24 protein-coding genes are annotated in these 20,507 nt (G+C 57.7%); 12 read left to right on the forward strand and 12 right to left on the reverse strand.

Annotated elements, in window-relative coordinates; all coding sequences use genetic code 11:
- Positions 1-38: 38 nt before the first annotated feature.
- The 8 genes from LOH53_RS03055 to LOH53_RS03090 all read right to left on the reverse strand — a co-directional run bounded on the left by LOH53_RS03055 (position 39) and on the right by LOH53_RS03090 (position 6,354).
- Positions 39-890: a hypothetical protein gene (locus LOH53_RS03055; RefSeq protein WP_230066261.1), complete on the reverse strand. Its 852-nt coding sequence runs from the start codon at positions 888-890 to the stop codon at positions 39-41.
- Positions 891-892: 2 nt separating this feature from the next.
- Positions 893-1,444 carry a TerD family protein gene (locus LOH53_RS03060; RefSeq protein WP_230066262.1) on the reverse strand — a complete coding sequence of 184 codons (552 nt, stop codon included), beginning with the start codon at positions 1,442-1,444 and terminating at the stop codon, positions 893-895.
- Positions 1,432-2,052, reverse strand: a complete 621-nt coding sequence (locus LOH53_RS03065; RefSeq protein WP_230066263.1) for a hypothetical protein — start codon at positions 2,050-2,052, stop codon at positions 1,432-1,434. Before LOH53_RS03065 ends, LOH53_RS03060 begins: the two co-directional genes overlap by 13 nt.
- A gap of 37 nt (positions 2,053-2,089) precedes the next feature.
- The gene (locus tag LOH53_RS03070; protein ID WP_230066264.1) at positions 2,090-3,283 is read right to left on the reverse strand and encodes a toxic anion resistance protein; all 1,194 of its coding nucleotides are present in this window, start codon (positions 3,281-3,283) and stop codon (positions 2,090-2,092) included.
- A gap of 75 nt (positions 3,284-3,358) precedes the next feature.
- On the reverse strand, positions 3,359-3,940 hold the full coding sequence (locus LOH53_RS03075; RefSeq protein ID WP_230066265.1) for a TerD family protein: 582 nt from the start codon (positions 3,938-3,940) through the stop codon (positions 3,359-3,361).
- Between the two features lie 66 nt (positions 3,941-4,006).
- Positions 4,007-4,588, reverse strand: a complete 582-nt coding sequence (locus LOH53_RS03080) for a TerD family protein (protein WP_230066266.1) — start codon at positions 4,586-4,588, stop codon at positions 4,007-4,009.
- 40 nt (positions 4,589-4,628) lie between these two features.
- Positions 4,629-5,219, reverse strand: a complete 591-nt coding sequence (locus LOH53_RS03085) for a TerD family protein (RefSeq protein WP_230066267.1) — start codon at positions 5,217-5,219, stop codon at positions 4,629-4,631.
- 16 nt (positions 5,220-5,235) lie between these two features.
- Entirely contained in the window at positions 5,236-6,354 is a 1,119-nt protein-coding gene (locus LOH53_RS03090) for a DUF475 domain-containing protein (protein WP_230066268.1), read from the reverse strand.
- A gap of 307 nt (positions 6,355-6,661) precedes the next feature.
- On the opposite strand from LOH53_RS03090, the gene LOH53_RS03095 reads away from it, so the two are divergent.
- The 5 genes from LOH53_RS03095 to LOH53_RS03115 all read left to right on the forward strand — a co-directional run bounded on the left by LOH53_RS03095 (position 6,662) and on the right by LOH53_RS03115 (position 11,886).
- Entirely contained in the window at positions 6,662-7,744 is a 1,083-nt protein-coding gene (locus LOH53_RS03095) for a type I restriction enzyme HsdR N-terminal domain-containing protein (protein ID WP_230066269.1), read from the forward strand.
- Positions 7,745-7,770: 26 nt separating this feature from the next.
- Positions 7,771-8,775: an adenosine deaminase gene (locus tag LOH53_RS03100; protein ID WP_230066270.1), complete on the forward strand. Its 1,005-nt coding sequence runs from the start codon at positions 7,771-7,773 to the stop codon at positions 8,773-8,775.
- 164 nt (positions 8,776-8,939) lie between these two features.
- On the forward strand, positions 8,940-9,737 hold the full coding sequence (locus tag LOH53_RS03105; protein ID WP_230066271.1) for a (Fe-S)-binding protein: 798 nt from the start codon (positions 8,940-8,942) through the stop codon (positions 9,735-9,737).
- Complete coding sequence (locus tag LOH53_RS03110; RefSeq protein ID WP_230066272.1) at positions 9,734-11,254, forward strand: LutB/LldF family L-lactate oxidation iron-sulfur protein; 1,521 nt, start codon at positions 9,734-9,736, stop codon at positions 11,252-11,254. Before LOH53_RS03105 ends, LOH53_RS03110 begins: the two co-directional genes overlap by 4 nt.
- Complete coding sequence (locus LOH53_RS03115) at positions 11,251-11,886, forward strand: LutC/YkgG family protein (protein WP_230066273.1); 636 nt, start codon at positions 11,251-11,253, stop codon at positions 11,884-11,886. Before LOH53_RS03110 ends, LOH53_RS03115 begins: the two co-directional genes overlap by 4 nt.
- 24 nt (positions 11,887-11,910) lie before the next feature.
- Here LOH53_RS03115 and fliW read toward each other — a convergent pair whose 3' ends face one another.
- The 4 genes from fliW to LOH53_RS03135 are packed head-to-tail and all read right to left on the reverse strand — an operon-like array spanning position 11,911 to position 15,118.
- A complete protein-coding gene (fliW, locus tag LOH53_RS03120) occupies positions 11,911-12,306 on the reverse strand; it encodes a flagellar assembly protein FliW (RefSeq protein ID WP_230066274.1) in 396 nt (131 codons plus the stop codon).
- A 5-nt stretch (positions 12,307-12,311) separates the two neighbouring features.
- The gene (locus tag LOH53_RS03125) at positions 12,312-13,172 is read right to left on the reverse strand and encodes a flagellin N-terminal helical domain-containing protein (RefSeq protein ID WP_230066275.1); all 861 of its coding nucleotides are present in this window, start codon (positions 13,170-13,172) and stop codon (positions 12,312-12,314) included.
- A gap of 29 nt (positions 13,173-13,201) precedes the next feature.
- Entirely contained in the window at positions 13,202-14,620 is a 1,419-nt protein-coding gene (gene flgK, locus LOH53_RS03130; protein WP_230066276.1) for a flagellar hook-associated protein FlgK, read from the reverse strand.
- Between the two features lie 15 nt (positions 14,621-14,635).
- The gene (locus LOH53_RS03135; RefSeq protein WP_230066277.1) at positions 14,636-15,118 is read right to left on the reverse strand and encodes a flagellar protein FlgN; all 483 of its coding nucleotides are present in this window, start codon (positions 15,116-15,118) and stop codon (positions 14,636-14,638) included.
- Between the two features lie 291 nt (positions 15,119-15,409).
- Between LOH53_RS03135 and LOH53_RS03140 the strand changes: the two genes are divergently transcribed.
- The 7 genes from LOH53_RS03140 (at position 15,410) to LOH53_RS03170 (ending at position 20,507) form a co-directional block, all read left to right on the forward strand.
- Entirely contained in the window at positions 15,410-16,243 is an 834-nt protein-coding gene (locus LOH53_RS03140) for a sigma-70 family RNA polymerase sigma factor (protein ID WP_268250926.1), read from the forward strand.
- Positions 16,244-16,402: 159 nt separating this feature from the next.
- Positions 16,403-17,299, forward strand: coding sequence for a flagellin N-terminal helical domain-containing protein (locus LOH53_RS03145; RefSeq protein ID WP_230066279.1), 897 nt, complete (start codon positions 16,403-16,405; stop codon positions 17,297-17,299).
- Positions 17,300-17,445: 146 nt separating this feature from the next.
- Positions 17,446-18,834 (forward strand): flagellar filament capping protein FliD, encoded by a 1,389-nt coding sequence (gene fliD, locus LOH53_RS03150; protein WP_230066280.1) that lies wholly within the window; start codon positions 17,446-17,448, stop codon positions 18,832-18,834.
- A 13-nt stretch (positions 18,835-18,847) separates the two neighbouring features.
- Positions 18,848-19,261 carry a flagellar export chaperone FliS gene (gene fliS, locus LOH53_RS03155; protein ID WP_230066281.1) on the forward strand — a complete coding sequence of 138 codons (414 nt, stop codon included), beginning with the start codon at positions 18,848-18,850 and terminating at the stop codon, positions 19,259-19,261.
- A gap of 53 nt (positions 19,262-19,314) precedes the next feature.
- Positions 19,315-19,647, forward strand: a complete 333-nt coding sequence (locus tag LOH53_RS03160) for a hypothetical protein (RefSeq protein WP_230066282.1) — start codon at positions 19,315-19,317, stop codon at positions 19,645-19,647.
- A gap of 132 nt (positions 19,648-19,779) precedes the next feature.
- On the forward strand, positions 19,780-20,121 hold the full coding sequence (gene flgB, locus LOH53_RS03165) for a flagellar basal body rod protein FlgB (RefSeq protein ID WP_230066283.1): 342 nt from the start codon (positions 19,780-19,782) through the stop codon (positions 20,119-20,121).
- The gene (locus LOH53_RS03170) at positions 20,121-20,507 is read left to right on the forward strand and encodes a flagellar basal body rod protein FlgC (protein ID WP_230066284.1); all 387 of its coding nucleotides are present in this window, start codon (positions 20,121-20,123) and stop codon (positions 20,505-20,507) included. Before flgB ends, LOH53_RS03170 begins: the two co-directional genes overlap by 1 nt.

Below are 20,507 nucleotides of genomic sequence, written 5' to 3' on the forward strand. Positions count from 1 at the left end.
TAGTACGGTTGCCGAGAGCGGCTGCACTCTAAGGCACTTTAGCGGCGGTAGTTGGACACAGGGGCTTGGTGGGTCATCGTAAAGTCAAACTCTTGCCAAATTTGCTGATCCGTCCAGGCGATGGGGACAGGTTCCGCTCGCAGCTCTAGCAGATTGGCGATCCGGTGTGCCAGCAGCACAAATTGAACGCCATTGGCTGGGGGCGGTATTGCCACGGACGCCCCGTTGAATATTTGTACACCCATAGGGGAGTTACCGCGGTTGATAAAGATGGCACGACGTAGTTCACGTATGTGCCTGAGTGGGATAAGGGCCGTTTGTTTCTCGTAACCTACTAACGCTCTGTTACCGGCAGTCATAATGGGTGTGCCGGCCGTGTTACCCAGGACGTCCGCAGCGCCAACAACGTGCCGCACACTCTCCCACGCCACAGCAGTACTGCCGCTGACCACCAGGGTTCCTACCGCTGACTCCAACGCCGTCAACCGCAACACTTGCTCGTTGAGGTTGAGTTCGTAAGTGTCCCGAATTTTAGGGGCCGGAAACAGCAGGGCAGCCTGGTTTTTTTCAACTTTGGCGCCCTGATGCACGGCATCCAATTCCGGACTTGGAGAAGAAGCAGACGACGCCGGCGAGTTGCGTGCCAGGGACAGGCCGGAGACAGGCGCTGATCTTGACGGGACAGTCGCCGGCTGGAGCGCATGAGGCGACGCGGAGGAAGACGGAGCCCTCAGATGCAGCCCTTGTGGCTGCTGGTGCCCAGTCACAGTCTGAACACGCTGGCTTTGTCCGGTGTCAGCCACCGCCGCAGTGCTCGACGCCGGTGTCTGCTTTACCCGTCTGCGCATAAACGGGACGTCTATTCGGAGAGGATCTTGCCGATTGACCATGGCTAGAGACTGATTCCGTAGTCTTTGGCCACACCGGTTAGTCCAGTGGTGTACCCCTGACCCAGTGCGCGGAACTTCCAGTCTGTCCGATGGCGGTACAGTTCACCGAAGATCATGGCCGTCACGGATTCCTGCTTTCCGGCAGGGAGGTCAAAGCGGACCAGTTCTTTCCTTGTTGCCGTTGACACTCTGATGTGTGAGTTTCGTACCGAGGCAAAGGTTCCCTTGCCACGCACTTCAGGATCAACATAGACAAAGAACACAATCTTGGAGATTTCCGTCGGAACACGGCTGAGCTCCACGTCGATTTGTTCTTGATCTTCATCTCCAACAAAGGCGAGTGCGGCGTCGGAGCTAAGTAGTTGGTTGAAGAAAACCAAGTGATCATTGGAAACTGCGCGTCCATCAGCTCCACACATGACAGCAAACGGGACAAATTCGGCGCGGGGCCCGTTGCTGGGTATGCTCTCCCAGTTCATTCCGACGACCACGTGGTCCAAGCCGGGGTTCTCAACGGTAAGGGCCGCGTTGGCCCCGGAAATCAACGACGCCATGGCTGGCCTTCCAAACGCAATGGATCCCTCTCGACGAGTGGCTGGGGTGCTGACACAAAACCTTCTTGCCCGTGGTTCTCGGGTGTGTGTTCGAGTCGCAAGGCGGCGTCCTGACTGGCGAACTTGTCCGCGAGGAAACGTCCGTGCGTGGAGAGTTCCTCCACAGCACCAATACGGATCTGGTTGAGCAGGTCGGTGAGGGTTTCCTCCAGCGTGGCCAGTTGTTCAGCGAGCATGAAAGTTGCCCGTGATTTCTCCTCGTGGTGTGCTGGCTGCAACGACAGATACGTCTGCAGGGGTGTTGGCACGTAACTGCAAATCATGGTGTTTAGAAGGACTCGTTGTTCGGTTGAACTTCCATGTACGCCAATGTCGATCACGGCTTGGTGCATGAGGTCACCCAAGTGTCGTAACTGGGACGTCAGCAAAGGAGGCAGCTGGCTGCCGGAACGGAGAACCGACGCGCGAAGTCGGTCCGCCGAAGAGCTCATCTCCGCAATCTCCTGCTCGGCAGTGCTCGCCTGCGGGGAACCTGGCACCTGTGCGGAAACTTGCACCTGAGGTATCGGGTCACCGCCAAACAAACCACCCATGAAACGGCCAATCATCGTTCAAACCTCACACATCGTCGTCGAAACTCCTAGGCTACTCCCGGTCAGACTGGCGTGAACGTTCCAGGTATGGCTTTGCCTTGGCCAGTCCGACTTCTAGAGCCTGTACCGTGCCTTCCATGTTCTTTGCGGCAGACGCGCGGAACGTGTCAATGGCATCCATCGTGGCAAAAACGTTGTCGAACGCCTTTTGCAGTGTTTCCACGCTGACGCCGGAGTTGGCTGCCTGCTGGTGGATGCGAACCGTCTGATCCTTGAGCATCTCGGAAGTCTTGAGGATCATATTGTTTGTGGTCGTGTTGATCGCGTCGATCTGATCCAGCACCATCTTCTGGTTAGCCAAGGCTTGGGCCACGATCACGGCCGTACGCAGGGCGGAAATGGTGGTGGTCCTGGCCCGATCAACGCCCTTGATCAGCTCAAGGTTGTTTTTGCGGATCAAGTCCATGGCCAAGTAGCCCTGGACTGACACAGCGAGTTGGGTCAGGATGTCCTGATGGCGCTGCCGAATGGGGAACAGGACATCAGCCTCTAGCTTCTGTGCTTGCTCCACCGCACCGCTGGCCCGAGTTGAGTCAATCTTCTCAACACAGGCGGCATCGAGGGCTTTAGCGAACACTGCATACTCGCTCAGGCTCTGCATGGTCTCCCACAGCTTGACTTTCTCCCCAGCCAGCGAAGCATTGTCCTTCAACAACTCGTCCTGGCCAGCCATGAGAGATTTGATGATGGCATCGATTTGAGTCTGTGCCGACTCGTACTTTTGAAAGTACTTGGCCAACTTGTTGCCGCCTGGAATGATGCCAAGGATCTTGCGGCCGACACTCAAATCTGCATTGTTGGGGGTGAGGTCCTCCACCGTGGTGCGCAGATCGTTCAAAGTGCCGGCGACCTGGGCCTGTGCACTGTTGCCACTCCTCTTTGCCCCCGCCACAGATGTGCTTGAGCGCTCCAACATGCGGCTGGAAGCATCTGAGGAGTTGGTCATCTCCGAGCCGGCAAGCTTGGAAATGCCGTCCACTTTGGCGCTGAAATCTGGGCTGCGGGCATCCATAGTGGCTATTTCAGAGATATATTCACTGGCCTGGCGGGTGATTTCGGTTTGGCGTTCAACCGGTACCGGTACCATTCCGGGGGCGAGCTCCGGCGCGACGATTTCTGGGGCGTCGGGAGCTTTCAAAACCAAAGAAACTTCGGCATCACTGGGAGGAGTCAGAGGAGAAGTCATGAATAAACCATTTTCTTTTCGGGCGGCGCATACGGAGTAGTTCGCCGAAGCATCGGCGATCGGAAGAAGGGAACGCTAGCCCAGCGGAACGCCAAAATCTTTAGCAATTCCGGCCAAGCCGGCGGCGTATCCTTGGCCGACGGCCTTGAACTTCCATTCTTGTCCGTTGCGGTAGATCTCAGCAAAGAGCATGGATGTTTCGGGCGCTGCATCCTCGCTCAAATCAAAACGGACAAGTTCCGTCTCAGTCATCTGGTTGACCACTCGACAATAGGCTCCCCGGACCTGGCCGAAGTTTTGGCCACGCGCATCTGCCTGATCGATCGAGACCACAATGACTACGCGCTCAACGTCTGCGGCAATTTTGGAGAGGTCAACCGCGATCTGCTCGTCGTCGCCGTCGCCGTCTCCTGTGCGGTTATCACCGAGATGGACCACTGAACCGTCTTTAGCGGAAGGCTGGTTGTAGAAGATGAAGTCATCACCGGAGCGCACCTTGCCGTTAGTTGCAACCAGAAGCGCTGACGCATCTAGGTCGAAAGCCTCACCCGTGGTGGTGCGGGGGTCCCAGCCAAGACCTACCAAGACCTTTTGGAGGCCGGGATCGACCTTCGTGAGAGAAAGATTGTTGCCTTTTGTAAGAGTAAGTCCAGCCATTAGTTCGTTTCCTTCATCTTTGGTGGAAGCTACGGTTTCTCTAAATGAATGGTTGCTTGGATGGGACTAATCCAAGGAGATGCCAAAGTCTGTGGCGATGCCATGCAGGCCGCTTGCGTAGCCCTGCCCTACCGCCCGGAATTTCCATTCGGCACCATTACGGTAAATCTCTGAAAAGATCATCGACGTCTCTGCTGCGGCATCCTCGGAGAGGTCGTAACGGACAATCTCAACGTCGTTGTCCTGGTTGACCACCCTGCAGTAAGCATCTCGGATCTGGCCAAAGTTCTGATGCCGGGCTTCCGCCTGGTCGATCGAGACCACAATGACCACTCGTTCGACGTCGGGGGACACCGTATTGAGATTGATGAGGATCTGCTCATCGTCTCCGTCTCCGTCGCCGGTCCGGTTGTCTCCTTGATGAACCACGGAGCCGTCTTTTGCTTCTAGCTGGTTGTAGAAGATGAAGTCGTCGTTATTACGGACCTTGCCGTTTTTGCCGACCAGAATTGCCGATGCATCCAGATCGAAGTCGGCGCCGCTGGTGGTGCGAGGGTCCCAGCCAAGGCCAACCATGGCGATCTGCAGGCCGGGATCAGCCTTGGTGAGGGAGAGATTGCTGCCCTTGGACAGTGTCAAAGATGCCATGACGGGGACTCCTTTTGTGTTGTGACGCTGATGTTGATTGTTAGAGTGCTGCGGCGGCAGGCTGAATGAGGTCCATGACGGTGCGCCCGTTGGCGCGGTCTCCAATGGCCTTGAATGACCATCCACTGCCCTCGCGGGAAACTTTAGCCATGATCATTGCTGTGTGTGTCCCAGCATCAGTGAGCTGAAAGCGGGCCACCTCGGGGGAGCCTGCGGAGGAATCGTCAATCAGTCGGCAAAACGCGTTCTCGACTTGGTCAAACGTCTGCTGGGTGTAACTGCTGATGACAAAAACTATTTGTTGGACAGCGGGGGAGACTGCGCTCAAGTCGACCAGGATGGTCTCGTCGTCGCCTTCGCCCTCACCTGTCAGGTTGTCACCCGTGTGGCGGGTGGAGGCATCCTTGCTCTGAAGCTGGTTGAAGAATACCGTGTCAAGGGCTTTGCCTTGCTGATCAAAGAAAATGGCCGAAGCATCTAAGTCGATTTCAGCGGCCTTCTTGTTACCAAAAAAGCCACGCTTCACCGGTGCCGCCGAATCCCAGCCCAAGCCCATTCGCACTCGGGTGAGCGACGCGCCGTCGTTCTTCTTCAGTGAAAGTGACTGGCCCTTTTTCAAGCTAAGTCCCATGATTTTCTCTCCTAGATTAGTTGGAAAATTGATCTACTTTATCCGCGGTTTCGTGATTGGAACGTTTGTTGCGGATGATCGAGGAAATAAACGCGGCGCCGATGAAGACCACGCCAATAACGCCGGTAATAATTTCACTGACCTCGATGCTGATCGTCAACAACAAGATGACAGACAAGGCGCCGATAGCCCAATGCGCGCCATGGTCCAAGTATCGGTATTCGTCCAGAGTTCCTTCGCGGACCAAAAAGACCGTCAACGACCGAACGAAAATGGCACCGATCAAGCCAAGGCCCAAAGCAATCACGATGGGGTCAGAGGTAATGGCGAAAGCGCCAATCACGCCGTCGAAGGAGAACGACGCATCAATAACCTCCAAGTAGAGAAAGAGCATGAAGGCAGCCTTGCCGACGGCCTTGCCCACACCCTTGTTGGACTTCTTGGAAATGGCAGTGGCTTCGATATCGGTATCGTCACTATCGGTGTCGCCGTCGCCGTCTACGTCAAACAGCTCGCCCAGACCGTTGACCAGCAGATACGTGACCATGCCAAGGATTCCGGCGATGAGAACATCGATTTCCTTGCCCGGGCGCACCATGGCAGCGGACACGACCAGGACGGCTAGCGCGATTGCCATGGATGCCCCATGGAGGCGCCCAATGAAGGCCAAAGGCTTTTCGATGAAACCCAGCCAGTGGATTTCGCGCTCCTCAAACATGAAGTCAAGAAAAAGCATGAGCAGGAAGACTCCGCCGAATGCGGCGATCTGCGGATGCGCATCATGGAGCAGATAGGCATAGCTACCAGCCGTGTGAATGTCGCCTTTTTCGAGGGCCAGTTGTATGGCTTCGACGGGATTGAGGTTTGCTGTCACGCCGACGATCAACAGTGGGAAGGCAATTCGCATACCTAGAACAGCGATCAGAATACCGACCGTCAAGAAGATTGTCTGCCAAAAACGGCTCATCTTTTCCAAGATACGGGCGTTGACCACCGCATTGTCAAAACTCAAGCTAATCTCCAGTACACCCAAGATGGCACACACGATTAGAGCTTGAACGCCGCCATAAAGGAACGCGACGACGAGGGCAACACCGGTGATCGCGAACGACCACCCAAAAGTTTTGAAAAACACGCGGGGCAAGCTCCTTGGGAGTTTACTGTCTCAATGGACTCGGGCATGTGGCGCCGAGCTTTGGGTGCCACCGAAGAATGCATCTGGCCTCAGGCGGCGAAGCTCTTATCAATTATCTCCATTTGCCTGCTCAATACCTAATGGAGAACAGAAATTATCCTGGGAAAACGCCGTGACTTTGGTGTGTTTGGACGGTTCATAATGGCGTGTTCAGTCTTGGACTGGCCCGCAGAGGCCGCACCACGGCTGCGCTTGACTCCGTGGCTAAAACCTGATGGTTCGAACAATGGGCAAGGGGACGGTTGCATTGGGAAATTTGGATTCGAAAGCGCAAGCCAGACTGCAGGCGTTGACCGGGTGGGCCGTGATCGCTGCGGAATCAGGGTTTGTGGTTCCGGACGCGGATCAATTGGAAAAAGTTGCCGCAGTAAAGAGTGCGGAAGTTCTAGATTTTGACTCAAATGCAGTTCTGGGTTGGGCGGCAACGTTGAACTGGCTCATGAGTCAAGCCACTTTTGGGCTAGTTGACCCCCATATGCAGTTGCCAGATGAACTAAAAGTACCGTCGGGGACGGATCTGAAAACGATTACATCGGTTCTCGTGTTGGATGATGCCATGCCTCTGGAACGGAAGCCTTCCGGGCAACTCAAAGCGAAGTTATCCCGGGAACGTGAAAAGCCTGCCACGCTCAGCAGGGTCCCCAAATGGGAGCTGGCCGCCATGGTCCAGGTCCGCGAAGCGATTGCGCGCTACATGGTGCCCCTGAGTGAACTCCGTAGCCGTGACGCCAACGAAGGCGATACCCGTCTTGTAGTCAAGGACATGCTCTGCGAGGGCTTGGACTATGACAAGTTCAACGACCTGACAACGGAGTACATGGTCAAGCAAGACTTCGCTGATTACGGCGTCAGAATCGACAAGCAGTTGGTGGCCTTCATTGAGGTGAAACGTATCAGTCAAAAACTCAATGAACGTCACCTTCGCCAAGTTCAGATGTATGCGGTGAACGAGGGCGTGGAGTGGATGGTGTTAACCAACGGTTCCGTCTGGCAGGCCTATCACCTCACCGGCGGCCTGCCCGTTGTGGTGAACATGGCGTTTGAGGTTGATCTGCTAGGACCGAAACCGCTGGAGACGAATGCTGCCATGATGTTCTTTTTGCATCGAGAGGCCCTAAAACGGCGCAGGATTGACGATCTTTGGAAGCATCGGGCAGCAACCGAGCCGGGGGCGCTCTTGGGCTTGATCCTCGCGGAGCCGATGCTTGAGCAGATTCGTAAGGAAGTGAAACGCCGAACCGGGATCGTGACGACTGCCGAGGCGCTAAGCGAAGTTATTCGGACCGAAATCGTCGACCCAAAGCTCATTGCCAAGCTGTACAAGTCCTAGGCGCGTCTCGCCGTAGACTGGCGGGCATGAGAAGCCTATCCACCCTGCCCAAGGCCGAGCTACACCTGCATATTGAAGGGACGCTGGAGCCGGAACTGATTCTGGAGCTGGCCACAAGGAATCACATCACTCTCCCCTACGCCACCTTGGCGCAATTGCGAGCTCAGTATGAGTTCACCGATCTGCAGTCGTTTCTTAATCTCTATTACGAGAACATGGCAGTGCTGGTCACCGAGGACGACTTCGCAGACATGACCCGCGCCTATCTCACTCGCGCCCGGGAGGCCGGTGTCCGGCACGCGGAGATCATGTTTGACCCGCAGGCACACCTTGCGCGGGGTGTCTCACTGGCGACGTCGGTCAACGGCATTGCCGGTGCACTTGCCTCCAGCGAATCCGATTTTGGTATCAGCACCGTTCTGATTGCGGCATTCTTGCGCGATGAATCCCAGGATTCGGCGCTGTCCGTCCTAGCGGACCTGCTGGAGATGAAAGCGCCTATCATCGGCATCGGCCTGGACTCTGCGGAGGTCGGCAACCCGCCGTCGAAGTTTGTGAAACTTTTTGAAAATGCACGGGCCGCGGGGCTGCGGCTCGTGGCGCATGCGGGCGAAGAAGGCCCCCCCAGCTATGTGTGGGACACGCTAGACCTGCTCGGTGCTGAGCGCATTGACCATGGCATCCGCTCGGTAGAGGACTCGCTATTGGTCAAACGGCTTGCGCGCGAACAGGTACCGCTGACCGTGTGCCCTCTGTCCAATGTGCGCCTGCGGGCCGTTGATTCGCTGGCAGCACACCCCTTACCGCAAATGCTGGCCAGCGGGCTCAATGTATGCCTGAATTCCGATGATCCGGCTTACTTTGGTGGGTATGCGGAGCAAAACTTTGAGGTGGTAGCGACGGAGTTTGCCTTCGATACGGACACGCTCGAACGACTTGCCGCTAACTCCATCACGTCTTCCTTTGCAACGGTGGAGCGCAAGGCCCAACTCCTGGGCGAGCTTGCGGCATGGCGGGAACAGGCGTCCTAAGTGCGCCACTTCTCTGTGGCGTAAAACTCGAGCTGGGTTTGGCGCTGGGTGGACTATGCGCCGAACTCAACTCGAGTTCGACGCCGGTGGAAAGCGACGGCGCCCAAGTCACAACAAGGTGTGGTCAGTCCACATTTTCGCAAAATTGACCTACAGTAGGGTCTATGAAAATTGCGCTCTTCGCCACATGCATCGTCGATGCCATGTATCCGCGTACGGCACGCGCCACGGTGGCCATCTTGGAACGGCTTGGACACGAGGTCGTGTTTCCCTCTGGACAAGCTTGTTGCGGGCAGATGCACGTCAATTCCGGGTACTTCAAGGAAGCGCATGCTGTGGTCGCCAACCATGTCCGCGCATTCGACGCCGATGACTACGATGTCGCAGTAGCGCCGTCGGGATCGTGTGTCGCTAGCGTAAAACATCAGCATGTCCAGGTCGCACGGCGCTGTGGTGACGCGGCGCTGGAAGCACGGGCCGCCGTCGTCGGAGCCAAAACGTATGAACTTTCACAACTACTCACCGACGTCCTGGGAGTGGAGAACGCTGCGGAGCAGTTGGGATCGTACTTCCCCCACCAGGTCACCTACCACCCCAGCTGTCACGGAATGCGGTTGCTAAAGCTTGAGGACCGGCAGAGCAATCTTCTCAAGTCTGTAGGCGGCATTGAGATGGTGGAGCTGGAGCAGGCCGATCAGTGCTGCGGTTTTGGCGGTACTTTCTCCATGAAAAATGCTGATGTATCGACGGCCATGATGGAGGACAAGATCGCCAACATCGCCAGTACTGGAGCGCAACTGTGCACCGGTGGTGACGCGAGCTGCCTCATGCACATTGGCGGTGGACTCTCGCGGCAAGGTAGCCCGGTACGTACGCTGCACTTCGCCGAAATTCTGGCCAGCACCCTGGAAAGTCCGATTGATATTGACGGCCACGTCCAGGGGCAGGGGGTCAGTCGATGAGCAGCACATATCTGGGTATGCCGAGCCTGCCGGTATTCGGCACGGGCAACCTCAATGCCACCGAGTCTTTCCCCCAAGCCGCAAAGCGCGAGCTCAAAAACACTCAATTGCGTGCCAACTTAGCCCATGCGACTCATACGATCCGTGACAAACGCGAAAATGCGGTAGCCGAGCTCCCCGACTGGGAAGAGATGCGCGACGCCGGCAGCGCCATCAAGAATGCAACGATGGCGAATCTTCCCGCGCTCTTGGAAGCGTTTGAGACGAACTTTACGGCACGGGGCGGCATTATCCACTGGGCTCGCGACGCCCAGGAAGCCAACGAAATCGTGACTGCTTTGATCAAGGAAACGGGTGAAACCGAAGTAGTCAAGGTCAAGTCCATGGCCACTGCGGAAATTGGCCTTAACGAATACTTGCAAGAGCAGGGCATTGCCGCGTTTGAAACCGATCTAGCCGAGCTGATCGTGCAGCTGGACCATGACAAACCCAGTCACATTCTGGTTCCGGCCATCCACAAAAACCGCAACCAGATCCGCGACATCTTCTTGCGTGAGATGGAAGAAGTCGACCCTGGACTGAGCAATGAGCCCGCCCGCTTGGCTGAAGCCGCGCGCCGGCATCTGCGCAAAAAGTTCCTCTCCGCCAAGGTAGCCATCTCGGGCGCCAACTTTGGCTTGGCGGATACGGGCACGCTCACCGTGGTGGAATCAGAAGGCAACGGCCGCATGTGCCTGACCCTCCCGGATACTCTCATCACGGTTATGGGCATAGAGAAGCTGCTTCCGTCCTGGCGTGACCTTGAAGTCTTCATGCAATTGTTGCCACGTTCGTCCACCGGTGAACGCATGAATCCCTACACCTCCCTGTGGACAGGTGTCACCCCCGGAGACGGACCCCAGAACGTGCACCTGGTCCTTCTCGATAACGGCCGCACCGCCGCGCTCGCCGACCAAATGGGACGCACAGCACTGAACTGCATTCGGTGCTCAGCGTGCATGAACGTGTGCCCTGTATACGAGCGAACCGGTGGGCATGCCTATGGATCAACCTATCCGGGCCCCATAGGCGCCATTCTCTCCCCGCTGATGACGGGGATCAAGAGTGAAGAAAACAACTCCTTACCCTATGCGTCATCCTTGTGTGGGGCTTGCTTTGACGCCTGCCCGGTCAAGATCAATATCCCCGAAATTCTGGTTCATCTGCGCGGGGAGGACGTTGATTCCCAACGTGCCAAGGTCAAGGTCCCGACGCAAATGGATTTGATGATGAAAGCCAGCGAATGGGCGTTCTCCGACGGAAGCCACATAAATCTGCTAGAAAAAGGGCTTCCGATAGGCAAGCTCGCGGCCGGCCGGGCGAAAGTCATCAAAAAGCTTCCCGGGATTGCGGCAGGATGGACACAAAGCCGTGACATCCCGGCCCCACCGAGCCAGTCGTTTCGCCAGTGGTGGGTCAAGGAACACCAGAGTCCAGAGCCAAGGCGTAACCCGGCAAAAGAAGAGGACCAGCTATGAGCGCCCGCGACGACGTGATGTCCCGTATCAAATCTGCCCTGCGTGACGCCCCACCCACCCCGGACATTCCTCGCAACTATCGCCTCGCCACCAATAAGACCGCGGCCCAGCGATGCGAGCAGCTCGTAGGCCGCCTATTGGACTACAAAGCCAACGTATACGTGGTCCCGACCACGCAAGCCCCCGCTAAACTCGCGCAATTGTTGGCAGATGCAGAATCGATCGTTGTCCCGCATGGGTTGGAGGAGCACTGGCTCTCAGGTTTGAGGGACGACGCCGGGTCCTTGCGAATTGAGGTTGACTCGCCGGAGCACCGTTTGAGTGTCAGTGCACTGGATTCCGTGGACGCGGTAGTCACCACCGCAGCAGTCGCAGTGTCAGAAACAGGGACGATCATCCTCGACGGCAGTTCCTCTCAAGGGCGGCGCATCATCTCCCTGGTCCCGGACCGGCACATCTGCCTGCTGGCGGCCAAAGACATCGTTGAGGTGCTCCCTGAGGCGATTGCCCGCTTGAATGCCACAGCACCGCAGACTTGGATCAGCGGCCCCAGCGCGACGAGTGACATTGAGCTTGAGCGCGTTGAAGGGGTCCACGGTCCACGGACCTTGGACGTGCTGATCCTGACCTGATACCCGGTTAGGCCTGATACCTGACTAGGCTGCCGTGGAAGCTGGGGCGAGGGGCGCGCGCAGCGGCCATGCGGAGCTCTCGAGGATGACTTGGAGAGCGGAACCGGTTGACGCGTTGAGCAGAATGGGTGCGGCCAGGTTCACCGTGCTGTGGGCCGATGGCGTCACTACAACCAACACAGTGGCGTCGGTTGTGCCAATCTGGTTCAGATCCGCGTCGGCTTGGTGCGGGGAGTAGTCCGGAAGGTGGGTTGCCGCATCCAGCACAAACAGGCGGATCGAGCCGTCAGCCGAAGTTAAACTAAACAACCCCACGGCGTTAGGGATGGGCGCCAAGGTGAAGTCCACCGCTGGTTCCAACCCTGGCGGAGGTGTAGCGAAGCGCAGGTTCCCCGGCATGATCAATGCGTTCTCACTCACGGCGTTCACCGGAGGAAGTCCATCAGAGTAGGCTGGATCACTTTCGCCGTAATGCCGAGAGCTGCTTGATACGCCAGTTCCTGGGTCTTGACGTCAAGGATGGCCTTGGCTATATCCAGGTCTTCGATACTGGAGCGCTGGTTTTCCAAGTCAGTGACATTGTTGGTGTTGCTGGTCTGCGCCAGAAGTAGTTGTGCGTGCCGGGTACCAACTTCGGCACGGCCGCTGATGACTTTATTCACGGCTGTGTCCACGTCTCCGAGCAAAGCATTCACATCCCCGCCTGAACGGAGAGCATTGGAGATCTTGCTCAGCAAACCAAACACCGAGTCTCCCTCGTTAGTGCCAAAGATGGCGGCGCCGTCGCCATCAACCCTGGTAGTTGAGGTGGGGCTGGTCCGGCGTTGAACGGTGCTGCCGTCTTCGCCGGTGTAAGTCAACGGGTCCTGCGAGTACGCGACGCCCTGGCTGGAGTTGCCGGCGAAAATACTGCGGCCCAAATACTGCGTGTTTGCCTTGCTGAGCAGATCTGCCCGGATGGAATCAATTTGAGCCGCGATGGCTTTCCGAGCTTCCGGTGGGACCGAGCCGTTGGAGCCCTGAAGCGTTAGATCTTTCGCTTTCTGTAACAACGTAGTGGCCCCTGCCAGGGCAGTGTCCGCTGTTGCCAACCAGTTAACGCCATCGTCGATGTTGCGTCCGTACTGGGCCGCGGCAGCTTGCTGAGCCCGGATTGCCAGTGAATCTGCGGCCGCCACAGGATCCGAGGATACGTTGGGGTTCTTTTTCAGGTCCACCGCAGATTGTTGGAGCTGCGCTAGTTTGGTGGAGCTCGACTGCAGATTCCGCTGAGCGGAAGCCGACATTGTTTGTAAGGTAACGCGTCCAATCATTCTCAGCGCCCCACCCTTCCTGTCTGGTTAATGAGCACGTCCAGTGCCTCATCCATTGCTGTCATGACCCGGCTTGCCGCTTGGTAGGCATGCTGGAAAGCGAGAAGACTGACGTTTTCTTCGTCGATGTCCACGGAGGCGTTGGACTGCTGGAGGGCCACTGCGTTGCTCAGGGCCGTCCCAGCAGTCACGTCTTGAGACAGACCTGAGCGCACGGCGATCCCGGTGTCCACCACAGCCTGGGCCCACTGTGCGTCCGGGGACCCCGCGGTTGTCCCGATTTGGGAGATCTTCTCCGCCATGGAGCCGTCCAATCCGCCGGCCGGACTTGCCGAGGCGGCAATTCCCGCAGCATTGGTGGGAACTACGGAGAGGCTAAGGGCCGCACCTTGACCGGGGCTGACACTAAAGAAGTCTAAGTTTGTGGTCCCGTTAGCAGTGTGCGCTGTCTTGTGGATGGCATTCACTTGGCTAGCCAAGGTTTCGGCAAGGCGATCGTACCTGGCTGCGGTCTCGGCAATGATCCCGCCTGTTTTCTCCGGGTTCGCTGCCGCCAACACCGAGAGAGTACCTGCGAGCTGTCCGCCGTCGAGGTTCACTGCCGCGCCGGGCCGACGTTCCCATTCCAAAATAACCGGACCCGCGGCTGCCATGGTCTTGGGGCCTCCGACGGCGAGCTTGTTCACCTCGTTGCCGGAGACCAGGACGTTTCCCCCTACCAGGATCTCGTTGGCCCCGTTGGGCAGATCCCGCACGGTACCGCCCGTTAGCTGGGAAATTCTGGCCGTGAGTGTATCGCGCTGGTCAACGAGTTCGTTGCTGGAATGCCCCGAGGCGGTTGCCGAACGAATCTGTTCGTTGAGACCGGCAATTTGCTTCGCCGTGGAGTTGATGTCCTGAACGAGTGTGTCGGCGCGGGAGCGGGTCTGTGACCATTGGGTTTCAAGCCCTTTGTAACCGTTGGAAATGGTGTCCGCTAGGGCCGTAGCACTGTGCAGCAGTGCCGCGGCGGTACCGGGGTTGTCCGCGTGGTTGGACATGTCCGACCACGCGGCCCAAAATCCCTGCAGTTGTCCCGAGAGAGCATTCTTTCCCGGCTCTTGGAGCCGGGCTTCAATGTCCGTGAGCGCGTTGGCACGGGCATTGGTGTAGCCAGCACTGGAAAATGCTGTGCGGACGCGGACGTCTAAGAAAGCATCCCCGAGCCGGGAAATCCCCGAAACGTTGACGCCTTGCCCGGGTTTGGCGCCCACTTCATAGAGCGACGTGTTGCCCGGCGCGCCGATGGAGGAAAGTTCGGCACGCTGACGAGTGTAACCGGGCGTATTGACGTTGGTCAGGTTAGATCCAACCACGTTCAGGCCAGTCCGGGCCGCGTTGAGACCGGTCAAGGCGGTGGTCAGGCCGCTAAAAGTACTCACAGATTCCTTAGCATGTCAGACACTCTGGTCCAGAAAGCGTGATCTTGGATCCTGGTTGGTGTGTCCCAAATGGTTGTAGGTGCCCGTTTCCGGTACGAGTCCGGCAACAGTTTCCTGTGCGGAGCGGAGCCCGGCGCGCAGGAACGTCAAGTTAGTGTCACGAAGGCTGCGTATGTGATCAACTTGAGTGATGAGGGCCGCAAAATGCGATGAGAGAATTTCCTCCCATGGTCCGCCAGCGGCGGCGGCTGCCAAATCTTGCAAACTGGCGTTTTCAGTCAAATCCCAAGAAAGGGCGACGGCGGAGGCTACGGCTGTGCGCTCCAATGATGCCGCCCGAAGGCGCCCCATCACGTGCTCAACTTCCCGGGTCGCATGATCAAGCCACCGCGTTTTTCCGGACTGCAGGATCAGGTGTTCTTCTTCGAGCTTGAACACCAGCAGATCAAGTAGTTCTCGCTCCCGCCACAGTAATGTGGTCAATTCTTCAGGCCCCACGTATCTAGGTCCTTTCAACGGGCTGAACAGCGTGTGCCTCTAACTATCGGCGCCACATATATGTTTCGTAAGGACCATACCTACGTGACCTTGCTGTGAATGTCCTGAACTTTTGCCAACTGTAACCAAAACGATACCTAGTTGCTGACGCTTTATCTCCATTTAGGGACGATTTTATTCTAAAGTGACAGTGCCGCTTGGGATCGAAAACTGGTGGCACGCCTGGGGGGGTGTCGTTTATCAGCGCTTGCATATCAGCGCTCGTTTTTGAGTGTCAAGGGGGATTTGCCGTTGGATAATGAGGAACGCGACAATTTAGTCGTGCAAAATTTGCCTTTAGTGGGGTATCTGGTCTCCGAAATCTGCATGCGGGCCAGCCACCTTTCACGGCCTGATCTAACACAAGTGGGTGCTGTAGCGCTCATTCACTGTGCCGAATCTTTTGACGAGAGTCTCGGTGTGCCTTTTGGGGCCTACGCGCGCCGCCGGATTAAAGGGGCGTTTGCCGACGAGCTGCGGCGCGAGGACTGGGCCACGCGCGGGGCCAGGACGCGTATGAGCGAGCACTCCGTCATGGCGGAAACACTTTCAGCCAAGCTTGGCCGGGTTCCGTCTACGGTGGAACTGGCAGCCGCCTTGGGTGTGGACCGCGCCACGGTTGAAGCCGCCAGGGTCGACGCCTCCCGTACTGTAACCCCCTTGACCGACGTGATCGCTGACATGGTGGCCGCCGCGGCGCCCAACCCAGAAGACACTGTGGTGGAGAGCGAACATGCGGCTTTTCTGGCCGCCGCCGTAGCCGCACTGCCGGAAAAGATGCGTTACATCGTGGAGCAGGTTTACTACGGGGATCGCAGCGTGAAAGAGCTGGCTGAGGAACTCGGTTCTAGCCATTCGGCCGTCTCCCAGCAACGCTCCGAAGCGATGCGTCTCTTGCGTGACGGTATTGAGCGACACTACTTGGCGACGGCTGATGCGAACTCTGTCCCGCATGCCAGAGTTGCACCTTCTCGCCGCGATGCTTATCTCTCTGAGCTGGGTGCGCGGACTCTGGGGGGTGCCACGCGGGCGCTGGGCGCTGTGACCCGGCTTCAGGGTCAAGCGTGGGAACCGGCGATTAGCTGATGACGGCCCTTCTTGCCTCGTGTGCAATGAGCCTTGGAGTATCTGAAGAATTGTTGGCGGAACACTCCTAACCGCTTCCTGTGAGATGCCGACAGTGGTTTGCAGCTGCCCATGGATGGGCGGCGAGTCAGTACCCACATTTCACGGAGGACACACATCATGGGCATGCAAGTAAATACCAACATCGCGGCAAATAACGCGTACCGCAACCTCAGCAACACACAGAATGACCTGGCCAAGTCCTTGGAGAAGCTCTCCAGCGGACTGCGCATCAACCGTGCAGCCGATGACGCTGCCGGTCTCTCCATCTCTGAAGGCCTCAAGGCTCAGGTCAACGGCTCCACCGTTGCTGCCCGTAACGCGCAGGACGGCATCTCCGTTGTCCAGACCGCTGAAGGCGCGCTGACCGAAGTCCACACGATCCTTCAGCGTATGCGTGACCTGGCCGTCCAGGGCGCCAACGATTCCAACAATGTTGACTCCCGTTTGGCCATCAAGAACGAAGCCGACCAGCTGGGTGGGGAACTCTCCCGCATCTCCGAGTCGACCAACTTCAATGGCATCAACCTGTTCCAGGCTGGTGGCAACGCCACTGCCGTCCCCCCCGTTCCTGCTGGTCCGGCTACGTTGAGCTTCCAGGTCGGTGCCGATGGCTCGGCGGCATCCTCAATCTCTGTTGGCACCGTGAACTTGGCGACTGCCCTAACTGACGTTGTGACGCTCACCAGTGGCACAGTGGTAGGAGCAGCTGCAGGGTTTGCTGTCACCGACAAGACCGCAGCGCAGACCACCATCACGAACATTGACAAGGCCATTGCCAATGTTTCAACGGGTCGCTCGGAACTCGGTGCAAACCAGAACCGCCTGGAGTCGGCCAGCCGCTCCTTGTCGGTATCCAAGGAAAATCTGTCCGCTGCTGCCTCGCGTATCACGGACACGGACATGGCAGAGGAAATGGTCAAGTTCACACGCGCCAACATCCTCTCCCAGGCAGGTACCGCGATGCTGGCTCAGGCCAACCAGAGCAACCAGGGTGTCCTGAAGCTCCTAGGCTAAACCGAAATAGTTAGCCAGTAGCTTCACTTTCTGGCGCAACGCGCCCCGGCGGTCGTGAACGCAATGTTCACGGCCGCCGTCGGCGCAACGGTCATCATGTGACGCAGAGCAAAAGCAACAGCAGCACCTCGAAGGGGACCACACGCATGGGTATTGGAATTGATGGCTTGACCTCAGGGTTGAAGTCCACCGACATCATCAATGCCTTGATGGGTGCGGAGGCCATCCCCCAAACGCAACTCAAGAGCAAAGTTGCCAAGGACAGTTATCTTCTCACTGCTCTCCAAGCCCTAAACTCCAAGTTTGCCAATTTACAAACACAGGCTTCAGGACTGGCCAAGCCTGATGGACTGGCCAAGTACCAAGTGGCGTCGTCATCCCCCGCCATCACCGCAACTCTGGCCACCGGAGCTAAACCAATCACCATGGACCTGGCTGTCACGGCTTTGGCCCAAGCCCATTCCGTGGTGACAGCGCCCCTGCAGGCCTGGCCTACCAGCCCCGCAGTTTTGACGTTCGTCAAGGCGGACGGAAGCAAAACGGAAATTTCTGCCGCCACGGGGTCGCTGGACGATGTTGCCTATGCAATCAACAAATCCAATGCGGGAATTTCCGCTGTGAAAGTAGCCTCGGGAACAGCGCCCGATGGATCAATGCAGTACCGTTTGCAGCTCACGGCGACCGATACCGGTGCCGCGAACGCCTTCAACGTCTATGACGGAAGTGCCGCCGAAGTGACCGCCGGAACGGCAACATCCTTGACGGCAGCCCCAGGTGCCGCGGTCCTACGGACCGGAAAGGACGCGGCTGTGACGCTATGGGCCGGCACGCCCGCGGAACTGAGCATTTCTTCGGCCTCCAATACCTTTGCAGGCATTGCGCCAGGCCTGGACATTACCGTCCACCAGCTTTCCGCGACTGCCGTCTCGGTGGACGTCACCCGCGACGGTGGAATGGTCACGGACGCGGCGAAAGAGTTGATGTCCAACGTCAACATTATTCTGGGATCCATTTTTACTCAGTCCGCAGTGTCCGGTTCTACGGGCGCTGGCGGAAGCGGGGTGACCTCGGGCTTGTTTACAAGCAACAGCACCACTTCTGCTGCCAAGGACAAACTCTTCAACGCAGTCGCCGCGCCCATCAACGGTTTCTCCCCCGCAACGATAGGGATCAATACAACCAAAAATGGAGACTTCGTTTTCGATGCCGACGTCTTTGCTGCAGCGTACGCGAAGGATCCCGCGGCGGTTGAGGGCACATTGGCCACTATTTCCCAGCGAGTGGCTGACGCTGCCAAGGCCGTAGCTGACCCCCGTGAAGGCACTCTGTCCCAAACTGTCAAGGGCAAGCAAACGGTGATCGACGATTTGAACGACCAGATCCTCAAATGGGATGACCGATTGACACAAAGACGTGGCGCTTTAGTAACCACCTATGCGAATCTGGAAGTGCAATTGGGGCGGATGAAGTCCCAACAAGATTGGTTGAGCTCGCAAATCAGCTCCATGTCTAACTCGAACAACTCCAAGAACTGATGGACGCTGGCACATGAGAGCTTCAACCCGCGCCTTGAACGCGTTCGCGCGTGAGGCAGTCCTCTCGGCATCACCGGCCCGGCTGCTTGTGATGCTCTTTGACCGGCTCATGCTAGATATGGGTCGGGCCGAAGCGGCTCAAACCGCCGAGCAGTGGGACGTGGCTCGGGAAAACCTGATGCACGCGCAGGAAATTATTGGTGAACTGTCCGGTTCCCTGGACCTGGATGCGTGGGACGGGGCGGCCGGCCTGCTGGGTATTTACAGCTACGCTGGCACGGCATTGATGAATGCCAACATCTACCGCAACGTTGAGCTGACACGTGAATGCATCGGTCTCTTGGAACCATTGCGCCAGAGCTGGCATGATGCCGCCGCCGCACCAGCCATCCACTCCGGAGTTTCACCACGTGGAGATCTTGGATGAACATTTGGCCCAGTGCCACGGTATCTGTTGAGGGAACACTAAGGAGTATCCACATGGATGAAGTGAGTAACCGCCGCTGGGTGGCAGCATTAGATCTCCTCCAGCTTCAGGCGGACCAAGCCATTGCCAGCTGCGGATCGGACGTGTCCACTCAGGGCGGCCATGTGCCAGCAACAGCGGGCGAAATCCTGGCCTGGGCGCCGCCGTCGGACTTGGGAGAGATCCCGGACGATCTGATGGGACGTGCCCAAACGGTGCTGGAGCTCCAGAAGCGAGCGGCTGCACTGCTGGCCGCGTCCCAGGCCGTCGTTGAAGCCGAAATGGGAGACCTTGTTCCGCCGCCACGCGCACAGGTGCGTCCACTGTATGTGGACGTGATCGGGTAGCTAGCGCAACGTGGAAGAAAATCTTCCCAGGTGCTCCTTACGCACCACAGGCGGCGGCCGATAGATAGATACAGAGCACGGACTGCTCGCACCAGGCCATGGACCGGCCCGATCTCGTCAAGGAAGAACGCAGTGCTGGATTCTGTGGTCACCGTGGCGCTTACGAGCGCCTTGAGCTCCCTTTCCGAACGCCAAAAAGCGATCGCCAACAACATAGCCAACGTCAATACTCCCGGGTATACGGCCAAACGCGTCATGTTCGAAGACGCTCTGGCGGCATCGGTTAAGGCCGGAGACGGTCACGCTTCGGCGAGTACTGCCCGCTCGTTGGAGCCCACGCGCTTGGATGGCAATAACGTCAACCTTGACACCGAGACGCTCTCCAATGTTGAGACAGTGCTCCGATACCAATTTGCCGCACAAGCTGTTGGTAGCGAATTTACCGCCATGCGCACAGCATTGAAGTCCCAGTAATGGCCGACGCAATAGGCATCGCCTCTACAGCCCTGACCCTGCACCGCAAGTGGTTGGATGCGGTCTCGGATAACCTGGCGAACGCCAATACGGCCACCGCCACCAGCGGCGAAGCGTTCCGAGCACACTATGTTCTGGCCGAAGCGGGCGAAGGAAACACCGGCGTATATGTGGCTGGTACCGCTCTGGGGAAAGCCGAGGGCCGGATGGTCTACGAACCGGATCATCCACTCGCCGACGCCGAAGGGTACGTCCGTTACCCAGATATTGATCTGGCTTCCCAAATGGGCCAGCTCATCATGGCCCAACGTGGCTACCAGGCCAACGCTGCTGTGGTGGACCGTGCCAAGACTATGTACGAGGCTGGATTGCAGATTGGAAAATAA

This window comes from Arthrobacter cryoconiti (genome assembly GCF_020905375.1).
GTDB lineage: Bacteria > Actinomycetota > Actinomycetes > Actinomycetales > Micrococcaceae > Specibacter > Specibacter cryoconiti.

Bases quoted from the DNA above. Each gene is read 5' to 3' on its own strand.
- LOH53_RS03055 (WP_230066261.1), bottom strand. From the start codon at position 890: ATGGTCAATCGGCAAGATCCTCTCCGAATAGACGTCCCGTTTATGCGC.
- LOH53_RS03060 (WP_230066262.1), bottom strand. From the start codon at position 1,444: ATGGCGTCGTTGATTTCCGGGGCCAACGCGGCCCTTACCGTTGAGAAC.
- LOH53_RS03065 (WP_230066263.1), bottom strand. From the start codon at position 2,052: ATGATTGGCCGTTTCATGGGTGGTTTGTTTGGCGGTGACCCGATACCT.
- LOH53_RS03070 (WP_230066264.1), bottom strand. From the start codon at position 3,283: ATGACTTCTCCTCTGACTCCTCCCAGTGATGCCGAAGTTTCTTTGGTT.
- LOH53_RS03075 (WP_230066265.1), bottom strand. From the start codon at position 3,940: ATGGCTGGACTTACTCTTACAAAAGGCAACAATCTTTCTCTCACGAAG.
- LOH53_RS03080 (WP_230066266.1), bottom strand. From the start codon at position 4,588: ATGGCATCTTTGACACTGTCCAAGGGCAGCAATCTCTCCCTCACCAAG.
- LOH53_RS03085 (WP_230066267.1), bottom strand. From the start codon at position 5,219: ATGGGACTTAGCTTGAAAAAGGGCCAGTCACTTTCACTGAAGAAGAAC.
- LOH53_RS03100 (WP_230066270.1), top strand. From the start codon at position 7,771: ATGAGAAGCCTATCCACCCTGCCCAAGGCCGAGCTACACCTGCATATT.
- LOH53_RS03105 (WP_230066271.1), top strand. From the start codon at position 8,940: ATGAAAATTGCGCTCTTCGCCACATGCATCGTCGATGCCATGTATCCG.
- LOH53_RS03110 (WP_230066272.1), top strand. From the start codon at position 9,734: ATGAGCAGCACATATCTGGGTATGCCGAGCCTGCCGGTATTCGGCACG.
- LOH53_RS03115 (WP_230066273.1), top strand. From the start codon at position 11,251: ATGAGCGCCCGCGACGACGTGATGTCCCGTATCAAATCTGCCCTGCGT.
- LOH53_RS03125 (WP_230066275.1), bottom strand. From the start codon at position 13,172: ATGTCGGCTTCCGCTCAGCGGAATCTGCAGTCGAGCTCCACCAAACTA.
- LOH53_RS03145 (WP_230066279.1), top strand. From the start codon at position 16,403: ATGGGCATGCAAGTAAATACCAACATCGCGGCAAATAACGCGTACCGC.
- fliD (WP_230066280.1), top strand. From the start codon at position 17,446: ATGGGTATTGGAATTGATGGCTTGACCTCAGGGTTGAAGTCCACCGAC.
- fliS (WP_230066281.1), top strand. From the start codon at position 18,848: ATGAGAGCTTCAACCCGCGCCTTGAACGCGTTCGCGCGTGAGGCAGTC.
- LOH53_RS03160 (WP_230066282.1), top strand. From the start codon at position 19,315: ATGGATGAAGTGAGTAACCGCCGCTGGGTGGCAGCATTAGATCTCCTC.
- LOH53_RS03170 (WP_230066284.1), top strand. From the start codon at position 20,121: ATGGCCGACGCAATAGGCATCGCCTCTACAGCCCTGACCCTGCACCGC.